Origin of the sequence: Candidatus Gorgyraea atricola (assembly GCA_030765235.1) — a bacterium.
Lineage (GTDB): Bacteria > Omnitrophota > Gorgyraeia > Gorgyraeales > Gorgyraeaceae > Gorgyraea > Gorgyraea atricola.
On sequence record JAVCCW010000028.1, the window covers coordinates 101,782 to 119,273 of the forward strand.

Annotated in this window: 17 protein-coding genes; all 17 read left to right on the forward strand. The window is 41.3% G+C overall.

Annotation, left to right across the window (positions count from 1 at the left end; all coding sequences use genetic code 11):
- Positions 1–10: 10 nt before the first annotated feature.
- Positions 11–895: a UDP-N-acetylmuramate dehydrogenase gene (gene murB / locus P9L93_05610; GenBank protein ID MDP8230562.1), complete on the forward strand. Its 885-nt coding sequence runs from the start codon at positions 11–13 to the stop codon at positions 893–895.
- Positions 892–1,845, forward strand: a complete 954-nt coding sequence (locus P9L93_05615; protein MDP8230563.1) for a D-alanine--D-alanine ligase — start codon at positions 892–894, stop codon at positions 1,843–1,845. Before murB ends, P9L93_05615 begins: the two co-directional genes overlap by 4 nt.
- Positions 1,839–2,669: a cell division protein FtsQ/DivIB gene (locus P9L93_05620; protein MDP8230564.1), complete on the forward strand. Its 831-nt coding sequence runs from the start codon at positions 1,839–1,841 to the stop codon at positions 2,667–2,669. Before P9L93_05615 ends, P9L93_05620 begins: the two co-directional genes overlap by 7 nt.
- Positions 2,670–2,672: 3 nt before the next feature.
- Positions 2,673–3,926 carry a cell division protein FtsA gene (ftsA, locus tag P9L93_05625; protein ID MDP8230565.1) on the forward strand — a complete coding sequence of 418 codons (1,254 nt, stop codon included), beginning with the start codon at positions 2,673–2,675 and terminating at the stop codon, positions 3,924–3,926.
- 13 nt (positions 3,927–3,939) lie between these two features.
- The gene (gene proC / locus P9L93_05630) at positions 3,940–4,710 is read left to right on the forward strand and encodes a pyrroline-5-carboxylate reductase (protein ID MDP8230566.1); all 771 of its coding nucleotides are present in this window, start codon (positions 3,940–3,942) and stop codon (positions 4,708–4,710) included.
- A gap of 60 nt (positions 4,711–4,770) precedes the next feature.
- Positions 4,771–5,622 (forward strand): S-methyl-5'-thioadenosine phosphorylase, encoded by an 852-nt coding sequence (gene mtnP, locus P9L93_05635; GenBank protein MDP8230567.1) that lies wholly within the window; start codon positions 4,771–4,773, stop codon positions 5,620–5,622.
- A gap of 2 nt (positions 5,623–5,624) precedes the next feature.
- The gene (gene ileS, locus P9L93_05640; GenBank protein MDP8230568.1) at positions 5,625–8,342 is read left to right on the forward strand and encodes an isoleucine--tRNA ligase; all 2,718 of its coding nucleotides are present in this window, start codon (positions 5,625–5,627) and stop codon (positions 8,340–8,342) included.
- A gap of 188 nt (positions 8,343–8,530) precedes the next feature.
- Positions 8,531–8,902 carry a TraR/DksA family transcriptional regulator gene (locus P9L93_05645; GenBank protein MDP8230569.1) on the forward strand — a complete coding sequence of 124 codons (372 nt, stop codon included), beginning with the start codon at positions 8,531–8,533 and terminating at the stop codon, positions 8,900–8,902.
- Positions 8,872–9,351: a signal peptidase II gene (gene lspA, locus P9L93_05650; protein ID MDP8230570.1), complete on the forward strand. Its 480-nt coding sequence runs from the start codon at positions 8,872–8,874 to the stop codon at positions 9,349–9,351. The genes P9L93_05645 and lspA overlap by 31 nt, the downstream gene beginning before the upstream one ends.
- 155 nt (positions 9,352–9,506) lie before the next feature.
- The gene (locus P9L93_05655; GenBank protein ID MDP8230571.1) at positions 9,507–9,872 is read left to right on the forward strand and encodes a hypothetical protein; all 366 of its coding nucleotides are present in this window, start codon (positions 9,507–9,509) and stop codon (positions 9,870–9,872) included.
- 112 nt (positions 9,873–9,984) lie between these two features.
- Positions 9,985–10,974: an NAD(P)H-dependent glycerol-3-phosphate dehydrogenase gene (locus tag P9L93_05660; GenBank protein ID MDP8230572.1), complete on the forward strand. Its 990-nt coding sequence runs from the start codon at positions 9,985–9,987 to the stop codon at positions 10,972–10,974.
- 94 nt (positions 10,975–11,068) lie between these two features.
- On the forward strand, positions 11,069–12,418 hold the full coding sequence (locus tag P9L93_05665; protein ID MDP8230573.1) for a hypothetical protein: 1,350 nt from the start codon (positions 11,069–11,071) through the stop codon (positions 12,416–12,418).
- Positions 12,419–12,480: 62 nt separating this feature from the next.
- Positions 12,481–14,376, forward strand: coding sequence for a hypothetical protein (locus P9L93_05670; protein ID MDP8230574.1), 1,896 nt, complete (start codon positions 12,481–12,483; stop codon positions 14,374–14,376).
- 79 nt (positions 14,377–14,455) lie between these two features.
- Positions 14,456–14,926, forward strand: a complete 471-nt coding sequence (locus P9L93_05675) for a hypothetical protein (GenBank protein MDP8230575.1) — start codon at positions 14,456–14,458, stop codon at positions 14,924–14,926.
- A gap of 20 nt (positions 14,927–14,946) precedes the next feature.
- Positions 14,947–15,309 (forward strand): PilZ domain-containing protein, encoded by a 363-nt coding sequence (locus P9L93_05680; protein MDP8230576.1) that lies wholly within the window; start codon positions 14,947–14,949, stop codon positions 15,307–15,309.
- A 155-nt stretch (positions 15,310–15,464) separates the two neighbouring features.
- On the forward strand, positions 15,465–17,078 hold the full coding sequence (locus tag P9L93_05685; protein MDP8230577.1) for a hypothetical protein: 1,614 nt from the start codon (positions 15,465–15,467) through the stop codon (positions 17,076–17,078).
- A gap of 248 nt (positions 17,079–17,326) precedes the next feature.
- A partial coding sequence (locus P9L93_05690; GenBank protein MDP8230578.1) for a GIY-YIG nuclease family protein occupies positions 17,327–17,492 on the forward strand: 166 nt, incomplete at its 3' end.

Below are 17,492 nucleotides of genomic sequence, written 5' to 3' on the forward strand. Positions count from 1 at the left end.
GGTAGGTATTATGTTAAAACGTAATTATAAGAGATTACTTTCGCAACACACTAGCCTTAGGATAGGCGGGCCTGCGTTTTGTTGGCTAGAGCCAGGGAATTTTGACGAAGTCCTGGAGGTTATTTCGCTGGCAAACTTAGACAATAGGTCTTTGACTGTGGTTGGGAATGGTACAAATCTCCTGGTGCACGATAAAGGCTTTGACGGCTTGATCATGAATCTCGGCAGGGAATTTGATTCGATAGAGCAAGAGACTGGCGAGATAGTGAGCGTCGGCGCGGCAGCGCCTCTTGCGCAGGTAGTAAATAGATGCGCTGAGTTTGGACTTAGGGGGTGTGAATTCCTCTCAGGCATTCCTGGTTCTTTTGGGGGGAGCGTATTTATGAATGCAGGGGTGCGTGACGTAGGAGATGCAGGGGTATATAGAGAGATAAAGGATATAATAGTGGATGTGGATGTCGTGGACTTAAAAGATAAGACGCGAAAAAATATGAAGCCTGACGAAATAAATTTTGGATATCGCTCGTGCGGTCTTGACGGGAAATGTATTTTAGGCGCCAGGATCAGATTGGAAAAAGATACGACAAGAGCGGTCAATAGCCGCATAGATTCTTTTATGAAAGCCAGGCAATGGATTCAAGAACTGAGTTTCCCGTCAGCAGGAAGTGTGTTTAAAAATCCAGATGCTTCGACCCCTGCAGGAAGATTAATAGACGAGTGCGGATTAAAAGGCGCCCAGGCAGGCGGCGCAGAGATCTCAAGGGTACATGCGAATTTCATAGTAAACACTGGCAATGCAATGGCAAAGGATGTGCTGGAATTAATAAGATTAGCAAAGGGATCTGTTAAAGATAAGTTTGGCATAGAGCTGGAGTTGGAGTTAAAGATAATATGAAAAAGCGCGTTGGCGTCTTAATGGGCGGACCTTCTTCTGAACACGATATATCAATAAAATCAGGAAAAGCAGTCTGCAAGGCATTGCTCAATGAAGGCATGGATGCTGTACCTATAGAGTTGGTAGAACTAGGCCAGGCTCAGGCCATGAACGGTTACAGGGAAGAGGCGAGGCGTCTGATCCAATCGTATAATATAGAGATTGCTTTTATAGCGCTTCATGGAGGATTTGGCGAAGATGGTGCCATACAAGAGCTTCTCGAAGAGATGCATATACCTTATACAGGGAGTAAGGTTAGTGCGTCAAAGCTGGGCATAGATAAGATCGGCTCGAGAAATATTTTTAAGAGGCATAATATACCTATGCCGCGCTATGCAGCAATAAATAAGGCCGTCCTTGACAAAGCACTAGACCCAAGGGTATATTTTAAAGAACTAGGCACGCCTCTTGTTATAAAGCCTTCACATGAAGGCTCCAGCATCGGGCTTACTATAGTGGATTCAGAAAAGGATTTTCGTAGAGCTCTTGAAGATGCATTTAAATATAGTGAAGACGTGCTGATAGAAGAATACGTGCGAGGTCGCGAGATCACTGTAGGTATATTTGACGAGAGGCCGTTGCCTGTAGTCGAGATAGTGCCAAAGAAGAGATTTTTTGATTTTGAGGCAAAATATAAAAAAGGACTTACTGAATACAGGGTGCCTGCGGAAATAGAAAAACGCAAATACGCAGAGTCTCAGAAAATAGCACTCATGGCGCACAAGGCCCTGGCTGCGCGTTTTTTTTCCAGGGTCGATATGATATTGAGTGAAAAGGGCGTACCTGTGGTGTTAGAGCTTAATACAATACCAGGCCTTACTGAGATGAGCCTGCTTCCAAAGGCAGCGCGCTCATCTGGTATTGATTTCCAAAAACTGGTATTAAAAATTACGGAGTCCGCATTATGGTAAAGCTAAAAAAACAAAAACCACGTTTCAGAAAGAAAAGATTTACATTTTCACCTCGTCCCAAAAATCGCTTTATCCTCATCCTTAAATTCTTGATTGCAGTAGCGATTGTGGGCGCGGTCGGTTTTGGGTTTGTCAGGCTCAAAGACATGTTTGGCCAGACCAGTCAGTTTACAGTAAAGGGTATCGAGGTAAAGCTATATGATGAAAACGGCTATCTGCGAGACCTTTCACTGACGAACATCTCCAATGAAGACATCGTAGGCGCTAACATATTTTTTATGGATCTAAAAGATCTGAAGCAGAAGATAGAGGCTGCCCATCCAGAGTTTAAAGATATTGCGATCAGGAGACTTTTACCTAATAAATTGATCGTAAAGGCGAATCTGCGAAAACCGATCGCGCAGATCCGCTCAGACAGGTATTATTTTGTCGACGAGGAAGGGATCCTGCTGCCGGATGTAAAGAATTTTCCAGATCCAGGGCTCCCCATAATCGGGGGCGTGGGCATGAATCTTGCCAAGGCGCAGGCCGCTAAGTTCAGTGACTTTGAAAAGGAGAAGATAGATAAGGCCATTGGTCTTATAGGCGAGATACATGGTGTCGAAGGTCTGGCAGCGTACAGGCTGAAGGTAGTAGATATAGCTGATCCAGGCAATCTCTCATTTTTCTTTGATGATGTTAATATTGAGATAAAGATAGGCAATGAGGATTTTCGTAATAGACTCGATGTGCTTGTGACAGTGCTCGAGCAGATCAGCATGGATATGGATAAGTTTAAATATGTTGACCTGCGTTTCGAAGATCCAATAGTGGGCCCGAGGTAAAATATGTACAAGGATCCTGTTTGCGGATTAGATATAGGCGCTTCGTCGATCAGGGCGCTAATACTAGAGCCGAGACCCTCAGATGGCAAGGAGAAGATACTGGGATCTGCAGAAACCCCTACAAAGGGTTTTTCAAAAGGCGTGGTCTCAAATCTTGGGCTACTCTCTGATATAATAGAAGAGACCATCTCAAAGGCAGAGGCTACTGCGCATTGCAGGATCAGAAAAGTCATTACCAACATCTCCGGCGTGCACATAAGGACATTTAAAAGTCGCGGCTCTGTCCATATCTCAGATAGGCCGAGCGAGATCACTGAAAAGGATTTAGCCAGATGCATTGAATCAGCAAGGCTCATAGCAATGTCGCTTGATAGAGAAGTGATACATCTCATACCAGAGCGATTTTATATCGATGATAAAATGGAGATCACCGAGCCTGTAGGACTTTTTGGTTCAAAGCTGGATGTCGACTTGAATATCGTTACATCCCTTGTCAGTATATTGCAGAATATTACAAAGGCAATTAATATGGGAGGCTATGAGGTGGAGGATATAATTACCTCAGGCGCAGCTACCAGCCTGGCGATATTTGGTGATAAAGAATTACAGGAAGGCGCGGTGATCATTGATGTGGGAAAGGATCATACAGAGGCGTCTTTATTCAGTGACAAAAAATTAAGAGATTGTTTTTATTTTCCATTTGGCAGCAATGACCTTACGATGGTCTTGCAGGATAGATTCAGGATGATGTTTGAGGATGCGGAGAAACTGAGAATAAAATGCGGCATTATTACTAAATCGGGCCCTGGCTACGAAGATGCTCAGTCTGATCAAAATAGATCGGGGGGAAACTGGGTAGATTCTGATTCATTATCTGCTGGGGCCCGTCTTTCAAGGCGCGAGGTGTCGAATCTTCTTTTTCCTAAAGTAGAAGAGATCATGCAGGAGGTCTATAAAAAGATAGAACCATTCGCAAGACAGAGAAAAAAGGTACCTTATATACGTGTTGTGGGTGGGCCGTCAAAGATGGATGGATTCATAGAGGCTGTAGAAGAGGTTTTTAACATGCCTATGGAGATGGCCAGGATCTACAATACGAGCGAAATGCAGGATACTACTTTTGCGTGTGCCCTTGGACTGGCTAGATTCGGCGCATCCAAGAGGCTGGAGAAAAAATCCAGCGCTATTTCAAATAATTCTAATTTCGCAGGTAAGATAATATCTAAAATACAATCGCTGTTGTCGGAATATTTTTAACCAAGGAGCGCATATGATAGGTATAATCGGTGCGGGTAATATTGGAAGCGCAATAGCATTGCGCATGGATCAAAAGATTCTTATAAGTGATGCGGCCAGGGCCAGGCTGCGCGCCTTAAAGCGCCGCAGGCGCATTCTGACGAGCGCGAGCAATATTGATGTGGCCAGGCGGTCAAATATTATTATCCTTGCTGTGAAGCCACAGCGCATAAAAAGTGTGTTGAATGAGATAAGACCGCATGTAAAGGGAAAATTAGTCATCTCAATAGCTGCTGGCATAGGAACAAAACTCATAGAAAAGATCCTGAAGACTGCCAGGGTCGTCAGGGTCATGCCTAACATGCCTTTAGTAGCAGGAAAAGGCATGTCTGCGATCGCGACTGGCAGGACCGCGAGCAAGAAAGACCTTAGCACAGTCCGCAAGGTCTTTTCAAGATTCGGCGAGGTCGTTACTGTCAAGGAATCCTCCATGGACGCAGTTACTGCTGTAAGCGGTAGCGGCCCAGCGTATTATTTCCTATTCACAGACTTGTTGGAAAAGGCCGCGTGCGCGTGCGGCCTAAAGAAAGACATCGCCAGGCAGCTGGCAAAGGCCACCTTCATGGGAGCAGCAGCATGCGCCAGCGCCACTAACACATCCATGCAGGACTTTGTAAAAAAGGTAGCCTCAAAAGGCGGTACAACAGAAGCAGCACTCAAAATATTTAAGCAAAAGGGCTTGGATCGTATTATAAAGCAAGCAGTCAAAGCAGCGACCACCAGGTCCCATCAGCTATCAAGATAAGCAATCTGTAGGCCAGGTTTAAACCTGGCCTACAGATTACAGATTACTGGGAGGAAGGACATGAAAATAGGCATTATAGGTGGCAGCGGACTATATCAGATAGATGGATTAAAGAATAAAAAAGAGATCAAGGTAAAAACGCCTTTTGGAGAGCCGTCTGACAGCTATATTGTTGGCACTCTGGACGGGGCAGAGGTTGCGTTTTTGCCAAGGCATGGCAGGGGTCACAGAATATTGCCTACAGAATTAAACTACAGGGCAAACATATACGGCATGAAAAAGCTCGGCGTTGAGCAGATCATATCGATTTCAGCAGTCGGCAGCTTCAAAGAGGAGCTAAAGCCGCTGGACATCGTGCTCCCAGATCAATTCGTTGACAGGACCAATCAGGCGCGCAAGACAACGTTCTTTGGTTCAGGCATAGCCGCTCACATAAGCTTTGCAGAGCCGGTCTGCGTAGATTTAAAGAAAACGATCTTCAATGCAGGCAAGGCCCTGGACCTCTCCCTACATAATAAAGGTACATACCTTAATATGGAGGGCCCAGCGTTCTCCACAAAGGCAGAATCGCACCTTTATAAAGCCTGGGGCATGGACATAATCGGCATGACAAATATGCCTGAGGCAAGGCTTAGCCGCGAGGCAGAGATATGTTATGCAACAGTCGCCTTTGTCACTGACTATGACTGCTGGCACGATGAGATAGTCACCATTGACATGGTGATAGCGAATCTCACCAAGAACGTCGAGACAGCAAAGAAGCTGATAAAGAAAGTCGTGCCCGAGCTTGCGAAAACAAAAAGAGATTGTGCTTGCAAAAACGCTCTGAAGTACGCTATTATAACTGACAAAAAACTAATCCCAGACCGCGCAAAAAAGGACCTGGACATAATAATCGGAAAGTACATATAATCATGGATTACAAAAAGACGCTAAATCTACCAAAGACTGATTTTCCAATGAGGGGGAGCCTGCCTCAGAAAGAGCCGATCATTCTTGCGGAATGGGAGAAGCAGGACATATACGCAAAGATAATCAAAAAGCGAAAGTCCGCGCCAAAGTACATACTGCACGACGGCCCGCCATACGCGAATGGCAATATCCATATAGGCCATGCCCTGAATAAGACCCTGAAAGATATTGTTATAAAATACAAGACAATGCGTGGTTTCCGAGCGCCCTATGTCCCTGGCTGGGATTGTCACGGCATGCCTATTGAGCACCAGCTATTTAAGGAACTAAATAAGACAAAGCACGACGTGGACCAGGTAGAGTTCAGGAAGATGGCGCATAAATTCGCGATGAAGTTCGTGGGTCTACAGAAAGAAGAATTCAAACGCCTCGGCATATTCGGGGACTGGGATAATCCGTACCTTACCTTAAAACCTGAGTATGAAAAGGAAGTAGCAGCCAGCTTCAACAAGCTCGCAAAAGATGGCTATGTCTATCGCGGCCTTAAGCCGATCAACTGGTGTGCCAGATGCGAGACCGCTCTTGCAGAAGCAGAGGTGGAATATGAGAATCATCTGTCGCCGTCTATTTATGTTAAGTTTGCGGTGAAGGGACAAGGGTTTTTGGTTTGGACTACTACTCCGTGGACGCTGCTTTCCAATGTTGCTGTTGCCGTGCATCCTGATCTCGATTACGTAGAATTTAAAACTGACAAAGATGAAGTTCTGATTTTCGCAAAAGATCTTCTTGATACTGTTAAAGAAAAGACAGGCCTAAAGGGAGACATAGTAAAAACCTTTAAAGGTAAAACACTTGAAGGCCTTGTTACAAAGCACCCGTTTTTAAATCGCGATTCAAAAGTCGTTCTGGCAGAATTTGTCTCAAACGAGGATGGTACAGGTTGCGTGCACATAGCGCCTGGCCATGGCCAGGATGATTATAACGTGGGCCTAAAATATGATCTCCCGGTTATCATGCCTATCGACGATAAAGGAAGATTTGTAAAGCTAAAGGATTACGAGATACCTGATTCTATAATAGGCAAGAATGTCTTTGACGCGAACGAAATCGTTCTTAAGATACTCAGCGACAAAAAAACTCTTTTATATTCTGAAAAGACTACACATTCATACCCGCATTGCTGGCGATGCAAACAGCCCCTGTTATTTCGCGCGACAAAACAATGGTTTGTCAAAATCGATAAAAACAATCTCCGCTCAAAAACGCTCAGCGAGATTAAAAAGATCAAATGGGTGCCCAGCCTGGGCGAAAAACGTATCTCCAGCATGGTAGAACTCAGGCCTGACTGGTGTCTTTCGCGCCAGCGTTACTGGGGCGTACCAATACCTATTTTGTATTGCTTGTCGTGCGATTCCGAGATCATAGATCAAAAGGTCATGAAGTATATAGAAGAGCTTTTTGAAAAACAAGGCTCTGATATCTGGTTTTTGAAGGACGAAAAGGACCTTCTACCAAAAGGTTTTAAATGCCCAAAGTGCAAAGGCAGTAAATTTAAAAAAGAGACAGATATATTGGATGTCTGGTTCGAGTCAGGTGCAAGTCACCAGGCTGTCCTGAAGCTTCGCAAAGATTTGGGCTTTCCATCTGACCTCTATTTAGAAGGTAGCGACCAGCACAGAGGCTGGTTCCAGACTTCTCTATTAGTTGGCATGGGTGTGGTAGGCGCGGCACCATTTAAAAACGTGCTCACGCATGGTTTTGTTGTCGACGGAGAAGGTAAAAAGATGTCCAAGTCAGCAGGGAATGTCATTGCGCCACAAGAGATTATTTCAAAGAAAGGCGCGGATGTACTAAGACTCTGGGTGAGTTCTTCATCTTATTTTGACGACGTGAAGATATCAGAGGAGATCCTGCAGCGCACAGTAGAGACATACAGAAAATTCAGAAACACAGCAAAATTTTTACTCGGCAACATCTCTGATTTTAACTACGAGAAGGACGCCATTGGCAAAAAGGACATGCTTGAGATAGACAGATGGGCGCTCTCGCGGCTAAATTCTGTATTGAAGGACACAACAGATGCATTTGAGAGATTTTCATACCACGAGGTCACCAGCTCTCTATATAGATTTTGTATCATGGACATGTCGAGTTTCTATCTTGATATCTTAAAAGACAGGCTGTATACCTTTGGCCGTGCCTCAAAAGCGCGGCGTTCTGCCCAGACAGCACTCTACCAGATCCTTGATACGCTGGTAAGGGAACTCGCCCCGCTTATCCCGTTTACTGCAGAGGAGATATGGCGGCATTTTAAGACCACAGGCTCAGTGCATCTCTCAGATTGGCCAGAAGTAGATGAGAAGGCAGTGGACGTCAGCTTAGAGAAAAATTGGCAAAAACTAAGGCAGCTCAGGGAAAGCGTCTTGAAGGAACTCGAAGAAAAGCGCATAGCCAAGGTCATAGGTAGTCCTTTGGATGCAAAGATAATACTTTACATAAAGGATGATTTAGAGTATAATCTGCTCTCAAAATACATAAATGACTTACCATCGCTTTTTATAGTGTCGCAGGTAGAATTGAAAAAGGCCGAAGAGAGGAAGATCGAGGTCGGCAAGGCAGATGGCAAAAAATGCAGTCGCTGCTGGAACTGGAATGATTCCGTAGGCAGCGACAGCGCTCATCCAACGCTTTGCAAGAGATGCAGGGATGTTGTCAAATGAGGACTTGGGTTACAGAAATTTCAGGGAAATTTCTTTAACCCAAGTGTCCGAATTTGACCCCCACACCAATTTAAGCAGACATCTTTTGGTATGCTTAGAAATTGGTGTGGGGGTTTAATTCGCACAGCAACTTATGTTCACTTCGTTCCATAAGTTGTGTGCTCATTAAAGAAGGGAGCTAACGCATTATGCTAAAAAGACAGGCAGCACAGTATAAAAAGTTACTTTTACAAAAAAGAGAAGAGATAATAAACGAGATCAAAGATATAGCCAGGGAGAGTTTTAAGTCTCAGAAAGAGGCATCCGGAGATCTTTCTGGTTACAGTCATCATATGGCTGACATGGCCAGTGACAGCTACGACAGGGAACTCAGCTTGAATATCGCCAGCGGCGAGCAGGAAGTGATCTATGATATCGATGATGCCCTGAAACGCATAAAAGAAGGCAAGTACGGAAAGTGCGTATCTTGCAATAAAAAAATACCCTCCATACGACTAAAGGCCGTGCCACAGGCAAAATATTGCATACAATGCCAGTCAAAAGAAGAGAACGACAAATAGCGATCTCCGCTGTTTTTATTTTTGCAATTCTCGCCATTGACCAAATTTCAAAGACTCTAATTGTCGCCAATCTCGCAATAGGCCAGTCCATGCCTATCATAAAGAACATCCTGCACGTCACCTTTGTAAAAAATACAGGCGCGGCATTCGGGCTTTTCAAAAACAGCACTCCAATATTTATCGCAATATCGATCATAGCAGTGGTCTTTATAGCAGGACTTATTTTAAGCTCCATCAAAAAGGCCAATTTTTTCTCAAACAAGGCCTTTGATATCGGCCTCATCCTGATCCTCTCAGGCGCCCTGGGTAATCTAATAGACAGGCTCAAATGTGGCTATGTTATTGATTTCATTGATGTTAGAATATGGCCCGTTTTCAATATAGCAGACACTTGCATAACCATAGGCACCATACTTTTACTCCTATCCTTCAGGAAGAGCACTCTGTAGGCCAGGTTTAAACCTGGCCTACAGAGTGCTCTTAAGTAGCCTGTGGCTTGAAATTCTAGGATAGTGTGGTATACTTTATATTGAATAGAAACAGGGCATTTTTTTGTGTAGCAAGTTAAAAAGATTTAAAAAGTTTTGAGTGAAAGAGGTCGAAGATGAGAGAGCTAATTTTTAAGAACCTAACTTCAGGAGATAAGAAAAGAAAAGACCTCTTTATCTCTGAGACTGTAGAGAGAAAGGGTGTTAAGACCACAACACAGCGCCATTCCATGTACATAGTCAATAGCTGCAACAAATTTTCCACTCAGAAGGAGTTACTGGAGTGGCAGAACAAGACATGCCAGAATCAGAATAAACGCCACATCTTTATCTTTAAGAAACGCGACTCAAAGACTAAGAAAGATAGCTTTGTGTGTGATGTGGTGGGTAAGTTTTATGCTGTTGTAGAGAATGATGTATATTCAGTGGCATTCAAACATTCTCTAGAAATAGATTTCATGAACGCGAAAAAGAATATTTAACGCAGCCGTGATTCTACACTGTTTCCTCCTTGGTTACCCAGCCCTTTGTAAACAAAGGGTTGGGTTTTTGTTTATTGACTAGCGCGTTACCGTATGCTAAACTTTAGCCATTATGAAAATAACTGTACTAGGAGATGGTGGCTGGGGTACAGCCCTTGCCATACTTTTGAAGAATAAAGGCCTTGATGTTTCCCTGTGGGGCGCGTTTAAAGATAATATCGACGCCATAAAAAAGCATGGAGAAAACAGGAAATTTCTGCCTGGCGTTAAGGTTCCTAAGGGTATCCAGCTTAGCTCTGATCTGACCACAGCATGTGAAGATGCAAATCTGATAATCCTGGCCATACCATCGCGCTTTCTAAGAGAAATCCTGACAAAAAATATAATCACTTTAAAAGAATCAAAGGCCATCCTTGTCAGCGTGACAAAGGGCCTTGAGCAAAAGACCCTTAAGAGAATGAGCGAGGCCATAACTAGTGTTTTAGGAGAAAAAGACCTGGCAGTCCTCTCAGGTCCGAGCATAGCACCTGAAGTAGCCAGAGGCATACCAACAGCTGTCACAGTCGCATCTGAGGACGAAGCACTGGCGCAAAAAGTAAGAGATATTTTCAGGACAGAGACCTTCCGGGTCTATACAAATAAAGATGTCACAGGTGTAGAGCTCGGCGGCGCACTCAAGAACATCATTGCCATAGCAGCTGGCATCTCAGACGGCCTTGGTTTTGGCGCCAACACAAAAGCAGCCATACTCACAAGGGGCCTTATAGAGATGACCCGTCTTGGTAAAGCCATGGGTGCAAATCAGGAAACTTTTAGCGGTCTGAGCGGCCTGGGCGATTTAGTCACAACCTGCGTAAGCAAACAAGGTCGTAACCGCAACTTTGGCGAAGACATAGGAAAAGGCAAAAAACCCCAGGATCTCCTAAAGAAAACCGTAATGGAAATCGAAGGCGCCTGGACCTCCAAGGCAGCCCTTGGCCTGGGCAAACTCCACAAAATCGAGCTCCCCATCACCCAGCAAGTCTATTCAGTAATATTCGAACAAAAACCCGCCCTAAAAGCCGTAAACGAACTAATGCTCCGCGACCCCAAAGCAGAGTAAATCCCCTTGAAAACCCTTCCTTTATATGCTATAATTACATAAGAATATATAGCATTAATATAAGAGCCAAAAAGGTCATTTTTTTGTCTGGATTATGAGGAAGTTTAATAAATATTTTATAATAATACCCATGATTATAATATTTTTCGTAGCAGGAGAGGTTTCTGCCTTGAGGGTGCCTGTGGATCCAGAGAGGATCAAAGAACGCATAGAAGCCAAGCGTATCTATGGCATTGTTGTGGAGTTTATGAATACCATGAGAATAGAACTAGACCTTATAGACAACACAAAGTTTAACAAGATAAAAAAAGATGCTAGTTCCTTAAGGGAATCTGTCAACCGAATGTTTAAAGCTGGCTGGGGCGCTATTGGTGATTCAATAGAATCTTCACATGAATCTTGGTCAAATAGAGTGAGAAGAGCTGTTATAGATTTTGTGAGAGCCGATTCAATCTCTGGAGGTGTACATTGGATCGAGGAAGCTATACAAAAAAACGAAATTTCTCATAAAAGTGAAAAAGACTTAAAAACTGAATACCTGCAAAGAATAAAAAATGGTGAAGAATCATCAGGGGAAGTCCAGGAAATTATACAAGAAGACATGGTCCATAAAATTTCTGAGGAGGATATAGAAAAGTTATTTAATAATTTAAGGCAACGTGTAAAAGAGCAAAGAAAAAATTTGAAAGAATTTGAAGTAATCTTATCAGAAGAAATAATACTTCGCATTGCTAAGGGCGACTACTTTAGAAAAATTTTCAAAAAAATCCGACCCGAAATTTTTATTGAACAGCTGAACAATATTTATTCTGATATCCTTAAGTCAGAAATCACCATAGAAAAGGGTATTGAAAAATTCGGGAAACACATTGAGCCTTTGGATTTTTTTGAATATATATTAAGTATAGGTGATATTGTTTTTTCATCAAAAGGGGATGCTGTATTGTTTCTTGGAGAATCAGGAGCTGGGAAAACACCCATTGCTACAAGAATGATGCAAACATTTGGATTTAAGTTTGGGAACAGTGACGGTATACGTATTTTATCTTGTTCAAAAAGGCTTTTTGCCGGCCCAAGTTTTATTCCTACAAAAATTATTAATATGAAGAGTGGGGGAACAATAAATATTACCGATCCTGCTTTGCGCATAGGTGAAGTTGAAACAGTGGTAACAGTAAAGCAAACATCCGATATTGTGGAACCGGAGGTTAAAATAAGCAATATGACGGAGAACTTTATTGATAGCTTTTGTCCCTATACTGAAGTACGTAAAGATATAGATTTTAATAAGATAAACCGTGTCACGATTCTCTTGCCAAAAAATTCAACGCCAGAAATTTTTGATAAAGCAGCAAGTAAGTTATATGAAGAAATTTCTAAACCGTCTATAGGCTCAAATAGTTTATTATCAAATCTGAATCCGGAGACGTCTACCAATTTGTAAAGGAACCTGCCCTGGATTTGTTCGGGAAGCTGTCTTGATGGCAGGCAATTTTTGTCTAGATTATGATGATGTTTAAAAAAGCCTACAATTTACGAATAATCAATTTCATTCTAGCAGTGCTATTACTATGCGCGAATCCTGCCTATTCGTTGAGGGTGCCTCTGGATAGTGCCTGCGTGCAAAAGTTTATCAATCCCGTCCTTACTATAAATCTTGCTTCATTTATCATAAGTAAATTTCTTGATAAAGACGATATCGCTGTAAAAGATTTGACTTTACCATGGGACGACTCTTTCAGCACTATACATAGTTTATTGAAAGATTATTATAATGTAAAAATAGAGAACAAAGCAAATATTGTAATAATAAGCGATATAGGTTCTATAGAGAAGGCAGAGAAATATCTAAGTCCCGAAGGTCTTATTGTATTGACTTTTCAGAGTGATAAATTAAAGGTTAGTGATGAGCTGGAGATTAAAGAGTGGGACATTCTAGCTAAGCAGAGAGCTTTGACCGATCTGGGTTATAACACTAAATGTATAGAATCCGCTATTGTCGCATGGAAAGGCGAGCCTTATATTTTGCCTCAAAAAAGCAGTATTATTGGACCAGAATATAAGCTTGGAGAATTCCAAGAAATCGAACCTGGCATACACGAAGGCAATATAACTATCCACGATATGGAATTCAAGCTAAATATCGCTATGGAGAAGAGGAAAAGAATAATACATCGTTATGTATACACGCTTAGTTATGGTGACCTAAAAGTCGGCTTTGCAACGTGGTATATAAGAAAAGATAAAGAAGGGAAACCTTACTTTGAGCTATCAATGGATCGTGATAAAAATAAATTTGCAAAGAGGCTAGATATGTTAGTTGACATTCCAAGCGTCTTAATGAATATGGCTCTTAATGATATATCATCGCGTGAAGATATAGCGGAATTTTCTAAAATTACAATAGATGCAGTTATGGCTTTAGAACCTGATCCCAGGCTTATCCGTCTTATCCAAAGATTTAACATGAAAGCTAAGAATACAGAAGACATAATATCTGGAAATAGAAGCGTCCAAGGAAAAGATTCTGATTTGCCTTATTTTGAAGTTATATATAATAATGGAGAAGAAGGTATATATGATGATGAAGCACTGATAGTTCTTGCTGAAAAACGTAGTGGTATTCCCATAACAGACTCAGCTATTTACAGCCAACTTTCTAAAGAGAGACTTGAAAAAATTATTAATGGCAAAGATAATTCTTACATCACCTACATCGGCGGCACATGGGGGTTTGATCTCGAATCAGCACAATCGCTGCAAGAAACTTACCTTCCTAAATTACCCTCATGGCAGTCCACGTTTGCCTTTAGGAAAGTCATATCCCTTATAAAAGCGATGTTTTCTAATACCGATAATATATCCTTTGCAGACTTGGATACTGGAACAGGAGAATTTGTTACAAGCTTTACTAATTTTTTAAAGGTGTTCTTTAAAAATGTGAGAGGTGTTGGGATAGAATCATTGCCGCAATATATTAAGCAGGCTCAAGAAAATGAGCATAATGTTGTATATGGACTTTCCGAGATCAAGCATGATTACAAAAAAGCAGGGTTGATCGATAATTCACGAGATATTGTAACTATAAATAATATTGACAGGAAATTATGGGCGCTTATACCACAGGCAGATAGGATATTAAAACCAAATGGGCTTATAATAGTTACAGTTAAAAAACAAGACATAGATGATGGTAGAAAGGTCGAAGGTCAGCGCATAGATGAAGCTGCAGAAAATCTCTTACTAAAAAGAGGATACACTACTGCAAGAATCCCTTTCCCAGATGATTACCCGCATTCAGTAAGATTTGAAGAGGCTGATTTTATATTGATTGCATGGAAGGCAAAATTTATGCCTAACCTATCTGGGATTTTGGAGATATCGACGCCTACCAATTTGTGAGGGAAGCTGACTTAGGGGTAAGTGCACAGGATTTGTAACTTCAGGGTATTTGGTGTATAATAAAGAAAAAGGAGGGGTTATGAGGAGATTAGTGGTATTTTTATTGTGTCTTGGTTTAGTTGGAGGGGTTGCGCTTGGAGCAGAGAATGTACTTCTTGAGGGCGAGAGGATCTGCGATATGAAATTCAGAAAGGTCGTTATTTTGGGTGAAGGCATAACTAATCAGGTGGCATTTCAATACGCTACTTCATACAGGGCAGTAGTGTGGCACAAAGAAGCTACCAGTGCAGGCATAAAAGAGCCAGGTCCTGCCATGAAGGAACTTATACTTGAACTGCAGGGCATAAATGACACAGAAGAGGAGTGGGAGTTTATAATCCCTGGGATCGCAGAGGAATTTTTCTTTGTTACCTTAAAGAATATGGATAATGATTCTCTGTCCAAGGTCAAGGGCACAGTGTATTTACCTGATTCTTCAAAGAATGACTCTATAGAACCTGCAATTCAAAGGGTATCTGGCGGAAGATTTGTCGTAATATACGGTCAATAAATTTAAAGAAAGGGCGATGCATGGAAACAAGACTGGCGCCTCGGGTCAATATAAAGGCAAAGGCTGTTTTAGGAATCGATAAAGATTTGAGGCTGAGAATTACCTCTAAAAAAGGGAGTTTTTTTAGAATTAACGTTATAGATATAAGCACATTAGGCGCAGCAATGCTTTTCAGGTATTTTCTTCCTGTAGGGCTAATCGTAGAGATAGGGATAGAAGGCCGCCGGTTTGGTTTAAAAAAGGCCATGAAAATAAAAGGAGAAATCCGACATTGTAAACAGATAAGGCCCTTTACCTATAGGTGCGGGATTCAATTTTTAAATTTATCCGATAGATCCAAAAACATCATTGCCCGATTCGTTGCAGAGTCTGGGAAGCGCTAATCCTATCCTAAAAATCCCTTGCTAAAGCCCGTCTATAGGAGTATAATAAAAATATAGCATAAACCAACCAAATATAGCCTTTAGAGATAAGGGAGGCTATTTTTTTACCTGCAATACGCTTAGACTTAAAAAAGCATTATCAAAGGAGGTATGAAATGAGGAAGATAATTAGTTTTGCCATACTTGCAGCTTTCCTGTTTACTAATATTGCACATTCATCGAATCTAAGAGTTCCTAGTAACATAGATAAAAAGCGAACTGATAAAATATCAGATAAGCTAGCTTACAAGAAAATAGCAGAGTGGATTTGTCGTAACTCTCATATTAAGTATCCTAAAATGACAATGGCAAAAATCATGAAAGAATTAAAGGAAGGTAGGGTCATTTTAAACTATCAGGTTAGTCATGATAGCGACATAGAAGAGTTTAGAACTGTTTTTGACAGAGACTTTGGCGATGAAGAATTTACTAATGCCGAATTGAAAAACTCTATATATATAGATTTTCGAAGAGGTATTCTTTCAAATCAGTTATCAGGTAGCTATTTAGAATGGTGGGGAGGCGAACATGGGGATTCTGTTCCTCGCGAGACAGAAAAAAGCATCGTACAGAAAATCCCTGAAGATATTTTAAAATTAGCTTCAGAAAAATTAGGAATAAAAGTTAAGCCTATCTCAGAGGATGGGATTAAGCATCTAGAGCGTGAAACCGATGATTTGGTATCTTGGAAAGCATCTGTTTGGATGAAAGATATTTTAATAATAGAAGAGGCGGATATAGGAAGATATCTACGTTCTCTTGCCAAAAATTCCCCAGTTAAAAACAGAGTTAAGCGAGTTATTGTTAAGAAACTCATAAAACTCTGGGATAAAAGACCAAAGAACATCCCAATTATACGAAAAAAGGCCTTAGAGTTATTTGAGATTGATGAGGTTAATTTTACTTCAATTCTTTTCGTGGATGACGCTCGGATTATTAGGGGATTAATGGAGCTCAATGGAATATCAAAAAATACAGCTGAATTTTATAATTTATTCGATAAAACAGTTAATTCAGGCATAACTCCTAAAGATTGTGAATGGTTAACTAATGAATTGTCTCATATGGAGAAGAGAAAAATTAAATATATTAAAGATAGCAGGAAGAATTTATTCATTTTATCTCTAAAGAACAAGTTTGCTGGAAGATATGGAGAGAGGGATTTTCTTATAGATGTTATTCCAACAATAGCTAAATCAGCAAAAGATATAGGCGAGTTTAATAGAACATGTGAGCGCATTTCAAAATTATATTTAATGTTACCTGATAGTAAGAAAGCTTTTTATTTTGCAGATTTAGTAGAAATAGGAATTCAGACTTTAAATAGTTTATCGGAATTAAACAAAGATTTCGTTGATACAGCAGCAGTTTTGGCAGAAGAGCTGTCAAATGTAACAAGCTTCATTACAAAGAAGCATTTTAAAAAAGCATTTGATTTGCAAAAGCAAGACGGTGGTTTTAAAGTTACAGCTAGCTATACCCCTGCAGAGGTCAAGAGGGAAGAAAGATACGAACCATATGAGTCACTAGGTGATTGGCAGGCTGAAGTAAGCGCAGCAGCTGCCAGCAGTTCATCTGGAAGGGTTGGCCGCGGCAGATACATGAGGCGTAAACTAGATGATGTTGAAATTGTAATTCGGAAGGCAAGCGCTAGAATAAAAATTACTCCTCTTAAAAAGTCTCTACGCGGAAAGCTCGAAGACTCAAAGAAAACAAGGAATAAGACATAATCATCCTGCCCCCACAGGAAAGATAATATTCCCCACAGTCTATAGACTAACTTACCTAATCCCTCTATCATAATACCATGTCCTCTAACTACGATGATCTTATCTTCTTCTGGAAGGGTAAGGGTGTAATCCATGCCATACAAGATAGTAGACGTCCTATTTGGGTACACCCTATTCGTTATAGAACCCACCTCTTGATATAATTTGAATCCTTCCCATATGTATGGTATAATTCCTAGTTAGAATTTATGTATTATGTGTATGCTCTTAAGAGCATGAAGGATAAAGAGCTTTATACGGGCTTTACAGATAATCTGGAAAGACGCATAGGAGAGCATAATAGAGGAGAAGAGCCGTCAACAAGGCCCAGAGTGCCGTTTGAATTGATTTACTTTGAGGGATGTTTAAATAAAA

Coding starts and splice junctions, on each gene's coding strand:
- murB (MDP8230562.1), top strand. CDS start 11: ATGTTAAAACGTAATTATAAGAGATTACTTTCGCAACACACTAGCCTT.
- P9L93_05615 (MDP8230563.1), top strand. CDS start 892: ATGAAAAAGCGCGTTGGCGTCTTAATGGGCGGACCTTCTTCTGAACAC.
- P9L93_05620 (MDP8230564.1), top strand. CDS start 1,839: ATGGTAAAGCTAAAAAAACAAAAACCACGTTTCAGAAAGAAAAGATTT.
- ftsA (MDP8230565.1), top strand. CDS start 2,673: ATGTACAAGGATCCTGTTTGCGGATTAGATATAGGCGCTTCGTCGATC.
- proC (MDP8230566.1), top strand. CDS start 3,940: ATGATAGGTATAATCGGTGCGGGTAATATTGGAAGCGCAATAGCATTG.
- mtnP (MDP8230567.1), top strand. CDS start 4,771: ATGAAAATAGGCATTATAGGTGGCAGCGGACTATATCAGATAGATGGA.
- ileS (MDP8230568.1), top strand. CDS start 5,625: ATGGATTACAAAAAGACGCTAAATCTACCAAAGACTGATTTTCCAATG.
- P9L93_05645 (MDP8230569.1), top strand. CDS start 8,531: ATGCTAAAAAGACAGGCAGCACAGTATAAAAAGTTACTTTTACAAAAA.
- lspA (MDP8230570.1), top strand. CDS start 8,872: ATGCCAGTCAAAAGAAGAGAACGACAAATAGCGATCTCCGCTGTTTTT.
- P9L93_05655 (MDP8230571.1), top strand. CDS start 9,507: ATGAGAGAGCTAATTTTTAAGAACCTAACTTCAGGAGATAAGAAAAGA.
- P9L93_05660 (MDP8230572.1), top strand. CDS start 9,985: ATGAAAATAACTGTACTAGGAGATGGTGGCTGGGGTACAGCCCTTGCC.
- P9L93_05665 (MDP8230573.1), top strand. CDS start 11,069: ATGAGGAAGTTTAATAAATATTTTATAATAATACCCATGATTATAATA.
- P9L93_05670 (MDP8230574.1), top strand. CDS start 12,481: ATGATGATGTTTAAAAAAGCCTACAATTTACGAATAATCAATTTCATT.
- P9L93_05675 (MDP8230575.1), top strand. CDS start 14,456: ATGAGGAGATTAGTGGTATTTTTATTGTGTCTTGGTTTAGTTGGAGGG.
- P9L93_05680 (MDP8230576.1), top strand. CDS start 14,947: ATGGAAACAAGACTGGCGCCTCGGGTCAATATAAAGGCAAAGGCTGTT.
- P9L93_05685 (MDP8230577.1), top strand. CDS start 15,465: ATGAGGAAGATAATTAGTTTTGCCATACTTGCAGCTTTCCTGTTTACT.